The sequence below is a fragment of the Ruegeria sp. CE8 genome, assembly GCF_056537465.1.
In genome coordinates, this window is record NZ_JBQFRP010000019.1 from 46,765 (window position 1) to 58,339 (window position 11,575).

Here is an 11,575-nt window from a genome sequence, read left to right on the forward strand (position 1 = left end):
CGAAAGCCGAACGAAAATATTTCTGGGAGACAATCATGAAACTTAGACTATTGGCTGCAACAGCGGCAATTGCCCTGTCCAGCGCGGCCGCGCATGCAAACACGCTGGTTTATTGTTCAGAAGGTTCACCTGAAGGGTTCGATCCGGCGCTGTTTACGGCCGGTACCACCTTTGATGCCTCGTCGCATCCGATCTATAACCGCCTGCTTGAATTCGAAACCGGTACGACCAACGTGATCCCGGGTCTGGCGGAAAGCGTCGAAGCCAGCGATGACGGTTTGGAATACACGTTCAAGCTGCGTCAGGGCGTCAAGTTCCATTCGAATGACGAATTCACTCCAACCCGCGACTTCAACGCCGACGACGTGATCTTTTCGTTCATGCGTCAGAAGGACGACAGCCACCCCTATAACCAAGTTTCGGGCGGCACCTGGGAATATTTCAAGGGTATGGGTATGCCCGACCTAGTGGAGTCCATCGAAAAGATCGACGACTACACTGTGAAATTCACTCTGACCAAGCCCGAAGCTCCGTTCGTCGCCAACATGGCGATGGACTTCGCATCGATCCTGTCCGCGGAATATGCGGATGCGATGATGGAAGCGGGCACACCTGAAAAGCTGAACACCGCACCGATCGGTACCGGGCCGTTCTCGTTCTTGGCGTACCAGAAAGACGCCGTGATCCGCTATGCCCAGAATGCCGACTACTGGAAAGACCCTGCGGCGGTTGAAAACCTGATCTTTGCGATCACTCCGGATGCCTCGGTTCGGTATCAAAAGCTGAAGGCAGGCGAATGCCACATCATGCCGTATCCGAACCCCGCCGATATTCAGGCGATGAAGGATGATGCTGACATCAACATGATGGAGCAGGAAGGTCTGAACGTCGGCTATCTGGCCTACAACACGACCATGGCGCCGTTCGACAACCCGAACGTCCGCAAGGCGCTGAACATGGCAATCGACAAGAACGCCATCATTGACGTCGTGTTCCAGGGCTCGGGCCAGGTTGCGAAGAACCCGATCCCGCCGACCATGTGGGGCTATAACGACGCCATCACCGACGACGCCTATGATCCCGAAGCTGCCAAGGCGATGCTGGAGGCCGAAGGTGTTTCGGACCTGTCGATGAAGGTCTGGGCGATGCCCGTACAGCGTCCGTACAACCCGAACGCACGTCGTATGGCTGAACTGATTCAGGCGGATTTCGCCAAGATCGGTGTCGATGTCGAGATCGTGTCCTACGAATGGGGTGAGTACCTGTCGCGTTCGAAAGATCTGAACCGTGACGGCGCCGTTCTGCTGGGTTGGACCGGCGACAATGGCGACCCAGACAACTTCCTGGCAGTTCTGCTTGGTTGTGACGGTCGCGAAGCGTCAAACCGTGCACAATGGTGCCACGAGCCATTCGAAGATTTGATCCTCAAGGCCAAGCAGTCCACGGACCAGGCTGAGCGTGCCAAGCTGTACGAAGAGGCTCAGGTCATCTTCAAAGAGCAGGCCCCCTGGGCGACCATCGCACACTCGGTTGTTTACATGCCGATGAACAACAAGGTTCAGGGCTACAAGGTGCACCCGCTTGGCGGTCACATCTTCTACGGTGTGAGCGTCGAATAAATCACCACTCACTTGCCGGAGCCGCCCATCGGGTGGCTCCGGCTTCTTTTTTGGGAGGTCGGCCTGAATGCCGGATTTGTCCGAGTACCGTCAACTGGCAAAGGACATGTCAGTAGATGCCGTGGCACTGGTGCCCGGCCCGAATTTTACCCGCGCTTTGGGAAAGCCCTTCATGAGCCACGAACGACCCTTTGCGGTCGTGATCCCGGCCGAAGGGACTCCGGCAGCAATTGTGCCCAATCTGGAATTGGGGTCATGGGAATTGGTCGGTTTCGAAGGCGCAGTCTTCGATTGGCGCGATCAGACCGGATATGACGACGCATTTGCCGCACTAGCCGAGTTTTTGCCGCTGCGATCACTGGCCGTCGAAGGTCAGGTCATGCGGGTTTTCGTTTCAAAAGCCTTCACGCGAGCGCTGCCAGACCTGCGTATCGTCGACGCAGAACGAGAAATTTCCGGCCTGCGGATCATCAAAACTGATGAAGATATCGCGGCGCTGCAAGCTGCCATCGATATCTCGGAACGTGCGCTGGAACGTGTGATCGCAGACGTCCGCGTCGGTCAAACCGAGCAGCAAATCGAACAGGCGTTGATCCAGGCCCTGTTTGCCGAAGGCGCGGCCTCGCTGGCCTTTTCACCGATCGTCACCGCCGGGGATAACTCGGCACGCCCGCACGGCAAGGCTCGGGCGGATTATCAGATCAAACCGGGCGACGCGCTATTGTTCGACTTCGGTGCCCGCAAGCACGGATTTGCCGCCGATATCACGCGGACATTCTTTGTCGAAGAGGTCTCGGATGAGGGCAGGGCGGTTTACGACACTGTTCTGCGCGCCAATCTGGCCGGGTTCGAGGCGTGCCGACCGGGTGTTACCGCCCATGACATCGACGATGCCGTGATCAGCGTGCTTGAGGCCTCGCCCTATGCTGATCGTATTCGCACCAAAACGGGTCACGGGCTGGGTCGAGACGTGCACGAGGCGCCATACATCATGCGCGGTAATGATCAGGAAATCCTTGCAGGGATGGTCTGGACGAACGAGCCGGGCCTTTATGATCTGGACAATTTCGGCGTTCGCATCGAAGATGATGTTCTGGTGACCGAAAACGGTTGCCGGTCGCTGACCAGCTTTCCCAAAGATCTAACAATCATAGGTCGCTGATGTTTGGCTACTTACTTACCCGTCTCGGTATGTTCATACCGACATTTCTGGGCGTGACCCTGATCTCATTCATGTTCATCCGGGTTCTGCCGGGCGATCCCATCATCGTCATGGCCGGTGAACGCGGGATGACCGAGGAACGCTATCAGGAGATGGTCGAAAAACTGGGCTTCGACAAACCGGTTTTGCAGCAATATTGGGACTACCTCGTAGGCGTTCTGCACGGCGATCTGGGCGAAAGCTTTGTGACCAAGAAACCGGTTTGGGATGAGTTTTTTGCTCTGTTCCCCGCCACGCTGGAACTGTCCCTTTGTGCTATGATCTTCGCTGTCGCTCTGGGTTTGCCGGCCGGAGTGATCGCAGCGGTGAACCGGGGCAAGTTCTTTGACCGGGCGCTGATGTCTTCGGCATTGGTCGGATATTCCATGCCGATCTTCTGGTGGGCACTGCTGCTGATTATCGTGTTCTCAGGCAATCTCGGCTGGACGCCGGTCTCGGGCCGGATCGACCTGTTGTACTACTTCCCCAGCGTGACCGGCTTTATGCTGATCGACAGCCTGCTCTCGGGGCAGTCGGGAGCGTTCGGCTCGGCAGTGCGCCACCTGATCCTGCCAACGATCGTGCTGGGGACCATCCCGCTCGCTGTGATCGCACGTCAAACCCGGTCGGCCATGCTGGAAGTTCTGGGCGAAGATTATATTCGGACCGCGCGCGCCAAGGGTCTTTCACCCTCGCGGATCAATGGTCTGCACGCGCTGCGCAATGCACTGATCCCGGTCGTTACGGTGATCGGCTTGTCGGTTGGCACTCTGCTGGCTGGCGCTATCCTAACCGAGACGATCTTTAGCTGGCCCGGTATCGGTAAGTGGATGGTCGACAGCATTTTCCGCCGGGATTACCCGGTTGTGCAGGGCGGCCTGCTGATGATCGCCGTGATCGTGATGCTGGTGAACCTTCTGGTCGATGTCCTTTACGGCATCATCAACCCCAAAATCCGGAGGCGGTGATGGCCGAACTGTCCGCAACCCCACCCAAAACCGAAGACCGCCCCAGTGCCCTGCGCGAATTCTGGTTCTATTTCAGCGAAAACCGAGGCGCTGTCATGGGGCTGTGGGTGTTCTCTGCCTTTGTGCTCTGCGCCGCCTTTGCACCTCTGCTGGCGCCTTACGATCCGACCGAGCAGTTTCGCGACCACATCCTGCAGCCACCCGCCTGGCAAGAGGGCGGTAGCTGGGCTTTCCCTCTGGGCACCGATCCGTTGGGGCGGGATATGCTGTCGCGCCTGATCATGGGATCACGTTACTCATTCTTTGTCGGGATCGTCGTGGTATGTGTCGCAGTAACCGGCGGAGTGATCATCGGTTTGTTGTCCGGATTTGCGCCCAAATGGGTCGACACTCTGATCATGCGGATTATGGACATCATCCTGTCTTTTCCCTCGCTGTTGCTGGCACTGGTTCTGGTCGCAATCCTCGGCCCGTCGCTGACCAATGCGATGATCGCCATCGCCATCGTGTTCCAACCGCATTACGTGCGCCTGACCAGGGCGTCAGTGTTGTCGGAACGTCAGAAAGATTATGTGACTTCGGCCCGCGTGGCGGGAGCGGGCAAAGCGCGGCTGATGTTCAAGACCGTGCTTCCAAACTGTCTGGCTCCGATCATCGTACAGGCCGCGCTGTCGTTTTCGACCGCCATTCTGGACGCCGCCGCCCTTGGCTTTCTGGGCATGGGGGCGCAACCTCCCACGCCCGAATGGGGCACCATGCTGGCCGAAGCGCGCGAGTTCATACTGCGTGCCTGGTGGGTGGTGACATTCCCCGGCCTCGCCATCCTGATCACAGTGCTCGCCATCAACCTGATGGGCGACGGTCTGCGCGATGCGCTGGACCCGAAACTGAAGCGGAGCTGACGATATGAGCCTTTTGGATATCCGAAACCTCACCGTCGAGTTCGCCACCGCTTCGGGTAAGTTCCGCGCCGTGGATGGCGTCGACCTCTCGGTCGACAAGGGCGAGTTGATGGCCATTGTCGGCGAAAGTGGATCAGGTAAATCCGTGTCAATGCTGGCCCTTATGGGCTTGCTGCCGTGGACTGCTACGATTACCGCCGACGAGTTGCGCTTTGAAGGTATCGACCTGACCAAAATCTCGGCACGGGATCGGCGTAACATCATCGGCAAGGACATTGCTATGATCTTTCAGGAGCCGATGTCCTCGCTGAACCCCTGTTTCACGGTTGGTTTCCAGATCAAGGAAGCGCTGCGCATTCATCTGGGTCTGAACCGGAAAGAGCGGCACCAGCGCGCGATCGAACTGTTTGATCAGGTTGGCATCCCTGCGCCTGAAAGCCGGCTAAACACCTTTCCGCACCAGATGTCAGGCGGCATGAACCAGCGTGTGATGATTGCGATGGCGATTGCCTGCAAACCCAAGCTGCTGATTGCGGATGAACCTACGACCGCACTGGATGTGACCATTCAGGCACAGATTCTGGACCTCCTTGTTCGACTGCGTGACGAACAGGGCATGGGACTTGTCCTGATTACGCATGACATGGGTGTCGTTGCTGAGACGGCCGAACGCGTGCAGGTGCAATATGCCGGCCAAAAGGTTGAAGAGCAGCCTGTCCGTGATCTGTTCCGAACGCCGCGCCACCCCTATACATCTGCACTGCTGAGCGCGCTGCCCGAACGCGCAACGTCTAAGATGTTGCCGACTATTCCTGGCGTGGTTCCGGGTCAGTTCGACCGTCCCAAAGGATGTCTGTTCAGCCCAAGATGCAAGTATGCGGACGAGCTGTGTCGGAGTACGCCGCCAAAACCACACAGCGCTGAGTTCGGGAAAGCCCGCTGCCACTATGTCGAGAAGATAACCGCCGGAGAACTGGTATGACCGCACCTATCGTACAGGCCAATGCGCTGGTCCGGCACTATATCGTCAAAGGCGGGTTGTTGTCGAAATCGGCCACGGTGAAGGCGCTATCCGGCGTGGATTTTGATTTGAAGCCGGGAAAAACGCTGGCGATCGTGGGTGAATCCGGTTGTGGGAAATCGACACTGGCACGAGTTGTGACAATGATCGAGGAACCAACCTCGGGCACTTTGACCATCGACGGTGTCGACATTACCCCATCGAAATGGGCTGAGATGCGCGAAACGGTGCAGATCGTGTTTCAGGACCCTTATGGTTCACTCAATCCGCGTCAGCGGATCGGACAAATCCTTCAGGAACCGCTGATTATCAACCGTCCTGATATGTCGGCCGCTGACCGTGAAGCCCGTGCGCGCGAAATGATCGACCTCGTGGGTTTGCGCCCTGAGCACTATGACCGCTATCCGCACATGTTCTCGGGCGGTCAGCGTCAGCGCATTGCCATCGCCCGCGCCCTGATGCTCAATCCAAAGGTTCTGGTATTGGACGAGCCCGTGTCGGCGCTGGACGTTTCGATCCAGTCACAAATTCTGAACCTTCTGGTCGAGCTGCAGGAAAGGCTGAATCTAGCCTATCTGTTCATCTCGCATGACTTGTCGGTCGTGAAGCATTTTGCCGACGACGTGATCGTCATGTATCTGGGTCGCGCGGTTGAGAAGGCCCCGAAGGAACAGTTGTTTGCAGCACCGCGGCACCCGTATTCCAAGGCGTTGTTGTCGACGACGCCTCGGGCGGACCCCGACGCGCGGAAAGATCGCATCAAGCTGGAAGGTGAGCTTCCGTCCCCCATGAATATCCCGAAAGGGTGTGCATTTGCACAACGCTGCTGGCTTGCGACCGAAGAATGCCGGGCGGCTCCGCCAGAGCTAAGCGGGACCACGCACAAGGTGGCGTGCCTGCATCCGTTGGAATAACACGAGCGAACGTCAGCGCGCCTCGGTTTTACGCGTGGTGATGACCATCGCCAGCAGTTGATCCTTGGTTCGTTGAATGTGCTGAGTCAGCAGGTCGCAAGCGGCCTCGACCTGGCCCATTCGCGCCAGCGATAACAGCTGCCTGTGGTCTTTCTTGGCTGGTTCGCGCTGTTCCATAACGCTCAGATGCATGCGGACATAGCGATCCGATTGCAGGTTGACCCTTTGTAGAATTTCAGTGGTCAATCCCCGGTCAGCTGCCGCATAGAGGGCCTTGTGATATTCATAGTTCAGGCTACCCCAACGACCAACATCGTAAGCTTCGTAAGACCTCTCCATATCGTCGAGCAATTGTTCGCAAGCGGTGAAATCAGCTTCTGTCATCAAAGGTATGGCACGTTTGAATAGATCGACTTCCAGCAGGACGCGCAGATCGAAAATCTCTCCGATTTCGGAAAGCGAGTGCGAGGTGACCGACGCGCCACGGTTGTTTGTCAACTGGACGAGGCCCTCGGCGTCAAGCCGCTTCAGGGCTTCGCGAATGGGCATTCGCGAGACGTCGTAATCCTCGGCTAGCGCCTCTTGCCGAATGGTTTCGCCTTCGGCCATCTCGCCGCTCAAAATACGCTCGCGCAGATCGTTCGTTATAACATCTGGAAGGCTTTGACGTGCAATCGCGCGGGTTCTGGGCATGTGAGTGGTCTCAGTCGGTGTATTCTTGTATCCAAAATACAAAATCAAAGTTCGATTTCCAAGGGTGTTGCGCCTATAGAAAATAATAAGGTGATGTCCGGCCGTTGCAGACAGATCAAGCTGTGAGACTGCGCAACCAGACAAAAGGTCAGCGACGGCTCTGGTTCAACCGACGCGGATGTTTGCAGGAACATACGTGTATGATTTCAAGCACAAAATTTTTCATTCATGAAACTGCTGCGGTGATTTGGCAGTAGATTCGCTGGGCTCGGAATTACCATTCCGGCATGACGCTCGAAAGAAGTGTCGAAATGTTTAGCAAGATCGTTACCTGGTGTCTGAAACTCGAAAGCCGGTCCGAGGGAATTGCAGCGCTCAAGCAGTTGGCCATCGATATCGAGGCAAAGGAACCGGGCACGTGGGGATACCTCATACACTCCGGTGCTGCGGGTTCAACTTCGCCATGTAGCGACGATACTATCGTCTTTGTGGAAATCTACAGGGACGAACAGGCTTTAATCGGCCATTTACACGGTCCGGTCTTTACGAAATTCATGACAGACCACGGCGATCTTCTTCAAGGCGGGCCGGGCGGTGACAGCCCTTTCGTGCAGTTTCAGAATGTCGACCGCATTCAGGGGTTTCTGCGGCCTGAAGCCGGTTCCGGGAAAGGCTGACTTGCCAACGGCCTGACCCGCAAAGGTTAATGCCCAGCATGGAACACACTTCAACCCAAGCGTTGGCAGGTGTTTTTCAGCCATCTCGTGGCATGCGAGACTAAAACAACTATTGGCTGCGCGCAGATGGGTGTCGCGCCCTATTTTGTCAGATGTGAAGGTGTGTTGGTCTGTGCGATCAGTTGAGGTTTCAACGATGTTGACTCCATATGTATCCAAATGTATACATATGGACGCATTGAGAAAGGCATGCGCGCGATGACCATTCAGGGCGACCCCTTACAGCCAGGCCCGCAAGGCAATTCTGCGTATCAACGCCTGTCAAAAGAGATTCGCGAAGGCTCACTTCCGTCCGGCGCACGCCTACGCGAGAGTGAGCTTTCTGAACGGTTGGGCGTCAGCCGCACCCCGGTACGCGAGGCGATCCGGCAGTTGGAGGCTGACGGGCTGGTCACCCATGTTCCTCGACAGGGCGTTATGGTGCACAGTTTAGATTACGCCGAGGTCATGGAGCTCTATGAAATGCGCGCCGTGCTTGAGGGGACCGCGGCCAGACTGGCGGCGCGTGCGGCGTCGGATGTCGAATTGGACGAGCTGGACATGCTGAATGATCGGTTGGCCGAGGCTGGCACCGGCCCGGATGCGGCTCGGATCAATCGGGTTTTTCACGCCACTCTTCTGGACGCTGCCAAGAACCGTTTTCTTGCCAAGTCCATGTTATCCCTTCAGAAAGCGCTACTGATCCTTGGACCTTCACAATTGTTGGACAGTGATCGGGCCGGATCGGCCGGAGCCGAGCACCGTTGTATCATGGCCGCTTTGAAGGCACGCGATGGTGCGGCGGCCGAAACAGAGATGCGTGCGCATATTCAGGCCGCACAACGGGTGCGCATCCGTGCATTGCAGGACAGCGACCGCTCAATCGACGAAAATCAGTAGGTAGACAGGATATGGCCACCCAAAAGGAAGCTTACGATATCGTTGTGATCGGTGGCGGGAACGCTGCCCTTTGCGCCGCGATGACCGCCGCCGAGGCAGGCGCGCGCGTTTTAATCTTAGAGACGGCGCCAAAACCCTATCGTGGCGGAAACTCACGTCACACGCGCAACTTTCGTTGCATGCATAAATCTCCATTGGGACCGTTGATCGAAGAGTACAGCGAGGATGAATATCTATCTGACCTGCTGAAAGTCACCGATGGAAAAACCGACGAGCATTTGGCCCGACTGGCGATCCGAACCTCGGAGGAATGCCTGCCGTGGATGGAGGAACACGGCGTTCGCTTTCAACCCTCACTGTCCGGGACACTCTCACTGGCCCGGACAAATGCCTTCTTTATGGGAGGCGGTAAGTCTCTGGTGAATGCCTATTTCAGAACAGCGGAAGGTCTGGGCGTTGACGTGCTGTATGAAGCTGCCGTGACGCATTTGGAGCTGAGCGGCGATAGAGTCGAATGGGTAGACTACACATATGAGGGTCAATCTCACCGGATTTCTCCTAAGGCAGTGATCGTTGCTTCGGGCGGATTTCAGGCCGACACGGATTGGCTCACACGCGCTTGGGGTGAGCCCGCAAAGAACTTCCTGATCCGGGGCACGCCCTACAACCGAGGTGTGGTGCTGGCCGACCTTCTGGATCAAGGCATCGAAAGCGTTGGCGATCCAACCCAATGCCACGCTGTCGCCATTGATGGCCGCGCGCCGAAATTCGACGGCGGCATTGTCACCCGTCTGGACTGCGTGCCGTTTTCCATCGTCGTGAACAAGGATGCTGAGCGGTTCTATGACGAGGGCGAGGACGTTTGGCCAAAGCGCTACGCAATCTGGGGGCGGTTGGTAGCGGCCCAACCAGATCAAGTGGGTTACGTTATCATTGATGCAAAGTCGCTGAACCTGTTCATGCCTTCCGTTTTCCCGCCGCTGAAGGCGGATACCTTGGAGGAACTGGCCGGGATGATGGACCTGCCAGCGGACAAGCTGACCGCGACTGTCGCTGAATTCAACGCCGCTTGCGGAGATACCAGCCGATTTCACCCAACCGAGCTGGATGGGGTCGCGACCTCGGGCTTGACGCCGCCCAAGACCAATTGGGCCCGACCAATCACCCAACCGCCATTCTATGGCTACTCGCTGAGAACGGGTGTGACCTTCACCTATCTGGGCCTCATGGTTGACGACACAGCGCAGTGCTCGACCCCCAACGGCAAGATCAAGAACCTTTGGGCGGCTGGCGAGACCATGGCCGGGTCGATCCTTGGACAAGGCTATCTGGCCGGCTTCGGCATGACCATCGGAACCGTTTTTGGACGCATCGCAGGACGTGAGGCTGCAGCCTATGCAAACTGATCTTATTCAAGAAGCCCGTCGTCAGGCCGAGATCTGCAACGCCTGCCGGTATTGCGAGGGCTACTGCTCGGTCTTCCCGTCACTGCATGCCGAACGCGCGTTTTCAGATGGGGATGTTACGCAACTTGCCAACCTCTGCCACAACTGCCGAGGCTGCTACTACGCCTGCCAGTACACAGCGCCTCACGAGTTTGACCTGAACCTGCCCAAAGCTCTGGCCGAAGTAAGGCGGGACAGTTGGGAGAGCTTGGCGTGGCCGCAGCCGCTGGCGCGCCGGTTCCACACCCATGGCGGAGCCATAGCTTTGGCGCTTGTGATCGGATTTGCCCTGTTATTTTGGGCCATTCGCGCCATTGGATCAAGCGGAGGTGAGGGGTTCTACGCTGCTCTGTCGCATAACGCGATGGTCGCGATCTTTGCGCCCGCATTCCTGCTGCCCCTGTTCAGCATAGCCGTCAGCATGAAGCGCTATTGGGCTGAGGTCGGCGGAAAACCCATCCAGATGTCTGATCTGACAGCTGCGTTCAAGCGCGCCGGCAAGATGCAGGATCTGGCCGCAGGCCACGGTGAGGGTTGTAATTTCGAGGACGAAGACCGGTTCAGCCAGGGGCGGCGTCACATTCACCATGCCATCATGTATGGATTCCTGCTTTGCTTTGCATCGACCTCAGTGGCGACGGTGATGCACTATGTTTTCGGAATGCACGCGCCTTATGGGTTGTGGTCTTTACCCAAACTGTTCGGGATTTCCGGTGGAATCCTGCTGACGTTGGGATGCGGCGCTATGGCTTTGCTCAAGCAAAAGTCAGACCGCGATCTTGGCGATCCGTCGGCATGGGGTGGTGATACCGGCTTCATCCTGTTGCTTGGGTTTGTGGGGCTCAGCGGGTTGGTGCTCTATGCCCTCGGCTCAACGGCTTTGATGCCCGCGCTACTTGCTATCCACCTTGGTTCGGTCCTGACATTCTTCCTGCTGATGCCCTATACCAAAATGGCGCATGGGTTTTACAGGCTCGCTGCCCTTATCAGGGATGCACAAAGGAAGCGGGGTGCTTAACGTGACAACACCCCCGCGCTAAATGACAGATCGGATCTGTTGCAAAGTTACGAGCTGACCGAACTGTCTTAGGGTCAGGATGCATTGATTTTCAAAGCGCTGCGTGATTCACGGCTCGAAAACCGGAGCGGTGATATGAGCGACCTTTTCTGGCTGACTGCTGAGCAGATGGCCAAAC

Annotated in this window: 11 protein-coding genes; 10 read left to right on the top strand and 1 reads right to left on the bottom strand. The window is 57.0% G+C overall.

Annotated elements, in window-relative coordinates:
• The first annotated feature begins 35 nt into the window (after window positions 1-35).
• The 6 genes from ACR0AA_RS22225 to ACR0AA_RS22250 all read left to right on the top strand — a co-directional run bounded on the left by ACR0AA_RS22225 (window position 36) and on the right by ACR0AA_RS22250 (window position 6,625).
• Complete coding sequence (locus ACR0AA_RS22225) at window positions 36-1,619, top strand: ABC transporter substrate-binding protein (RefSeq protein WP_480666031.1); 1,584 nt, start codon at window positions 36-38, stop codon at window positions 1,617-1,619.
• 67 nt (window positions 1,620-1,686) lie between these two features.
• Window positions 1,687-2,781, top strand: a complete 1,095-nt coding sequence (locus tag ACR0AA_RS22230; protein ID WP_480666032.1) for a M24 family metallopeptidase — start codon at window positions 1,687-1,689, stop codon at window positions 2,779-2,781.
• A complete protein-coding gene (locus ACR0AA_RS22235; RefSeq protein WP_480666033.1) occupies window positions 2,781-3,788 on the top strand; it encodes an ABC transporter permease subunit in 1,008 nt (335 codons plus the stop codon). Before ACR0AA_RS22230 ends, ACR0AA_RS22235 begins: the two co-directional genes overlap by 1 nt.
• Window positions 3,788-4,690, top strand: a complete 903-nt coding sequence (locus ACR0AA_RS22240; protein WP_480666034.1) for an ABC transporter permease subunit — start codon at window positions 3,788-3,790, stop codon at window positions 4,688-4,690. Before ACR0AA_RS22235 ends, ACR0AA_RS22240 begins: the two co-directional genes overlap by 1 nt.
• A gap of 4 nt (window positions 4,691-4,694) precedes the next feature.
• Window positions 4,695-5,672 carry an ABC transporter ATP-binding protein gene (locus ACR0AA_RS22245; protein WP_480666035.1) on the top strand — a complete coding sequence of 326 codons (978 nt, stop codon included), beginning with the start codon at window positions 4,695-4,697 and terminating at the stop codon, window positions 5,670-5,672.
• Window positions 5,669-6,625, top strand: coding sequence for an ABC transporter ATP-binding protein (locus tag ACR0AA_RS22250; protein WP_480666036.1), 957 nt, complete (start codon window positions 5,669-5,671; stop codon window positions 6,623-6,625). Before ACR0AA_RS22245 ends, ACR0AA_RS22250 begins: the two co-directional genes overlap by 4 nt.
• A 12-nt stretch (window positions 6,626-6,637) precedes the next feature.
• Here the strand turns inward: ACR0AA_RS22250 and ACR0AA_RS22255 are convergent, their stop codons facing one another.
• Window positions 6,638-7,318, bottom strand: coding sequence for a GntR family transcriptional regulator (locus ACR0AA_RS22255; protein ID WP_480666037.1), 681 nt, complete (start codon window positions 7,316-7,318; stop codon window positions 6,638-6,640).
• A 311-nt stretch (window positions 7,319-7,629) separates the two neighbouring features.
• Here ACR0AA_RS22255 and ACR0AA_RS22260 point away from each other — a divergent pair, with 311 nt between their 5' ends.
• From ACR0AA_RS22260 to tcuB, 4 genes are all read left to right on the top strand, one after another.
• Window positions 7,630-7,995, top strand: coding sequence for a putative quinol monooxygenase (locus tag ACR0AA_RS22260; RefSeq protein WP_480666038.1), 366 nt, complete (start codon window positions 7,630-7,632; stop codon window positions 7,993-7,995).
• A gap of 249 nt (window positions 7,996-8,244) precedes the next feature.
• Window positions 8,245-8,934 carry a GntR family transcriptional regulator gene (locus tag ACR0AA_RS22265; protein WP_480666039.1) on the top strand — a complete coding sequence of 230 codons (690 nt, stop codon included), beginning with the start codon at window positions 8,245-8,247 and terminating at the stop codon, window positions 8,932-8,934.
• 11 nt (window positions 8,935-8,945) lie between these two features.
• Window positions 8,946-10,340 carry an FAD-dependent tricarballylate dehydrogenase TcuA gene (gene tcuA / locus ACR0AA_RS22270; RefSeq protein ID WP_480666040.1) on the top strand — a complete coding sequence of 465 codons (1,395 nt, stop codon included), beginning with the start codon at window positions 8,946-8,948 and terminating at the stop codon, window positions 10,338-10,340.
• The gene (tcuB, locus tag ACR0AA_RS22275; RefSeq protein ID WP_480666041.1) at window positions 10,330-11,397 is read left to right on the top strand and encodes a tricarballylate utilization 4Fe-4S protein TcuB; all 1,068 of its coding nucleotides are present in this window, start codon (window positions 10,330-10,332) and stop codon (window positions 11,395-11,397) included. The genes tcuA and tcuB overlap by 11 nt, the downstream gene beginning before the upstream one ends.
• Window positions 11,398-11,575: the final 178 nt, after the last annotated feature.

Bases quoted from the DNA above. Each gene is read 5' to 3' on its own strand.
- ACR0AA_RS22225 (WP_480666031.1), top strand. From the start codon at position 36: ATGAAACTTAGACTATTGGCTGCAACAGCGGCAATTGCCCTGTCCAGC.
- ACR0AA_RS22230 (WP_480666032.1), top strand. From the start codon at position 1,687: ATGCCGGATTTGTCCGAGTACCGTCAACTGGCAAAGGACATGTCAGTA.
- ACR0AA_RS22235 (WP_480666033.1), top strand. From the start codon at position 2,781: ATGTTTGGCTACTTACTTACCCGTCTCGGTATGTTCATACCGACATTT.
- ACR0AA_RS22240 (WP_480666034.1), top strand. From the start codon at position 3,788: ATGGCCGAACTGTCCGCAACCCCACCCAAAACCGAAGACCGCCCCAGT.
- ACR0AA_RS22245 (WP_480666035.1), top strand. From the start codon at position 4,695: ATGAGCCTTTTGGATATCCGAAACCTCACCGTCGAGTTCGCCACCGCT.
- ACR0AA_RS22250 (WP_480666036.1), top strand. From the start codon at position 5,669: ATGACCGCACCTATCGTACAGGCCAATGCGCTGGTCCGGCACTATATC.
- ACR0AA_RS22255 (WP_480666037.1), bottom strand. From the start codon at position 7,318: ATGCCCAGAACCCGCGCGATTGCACGTCAAAGCCTTCCAGATGTTATA.
- ACR0AA_RS22260 (WP_480666038.1), top strand. From the start codon at position 7,630: ATGTTTAGCAAGATCGTTACCTGGTGTCTGAAACTCGAAAGCCGGTCC.
- ACR0AA_RS22265 (WP_480666039.1), top strand. From the start codon at position 8,245: ATGCGCGCGATGACCATTCAGGGCGACCCCTTACAGCCAGGCCCGCAA.
- tcuA (WP_480666040.1), top strand. From the start codon at position 8,946: ATGGCCACCCAAAAGGAAGCTTACGATATCGTTGTGATCGGTGGCGGG.
- tcuB (WP_480666041.1), top strand. From the start codon at position 10,330: ATGCAAACTGATCTTATTCAAGAAGCCCGTCGTCAGGCCGAGATCTGC.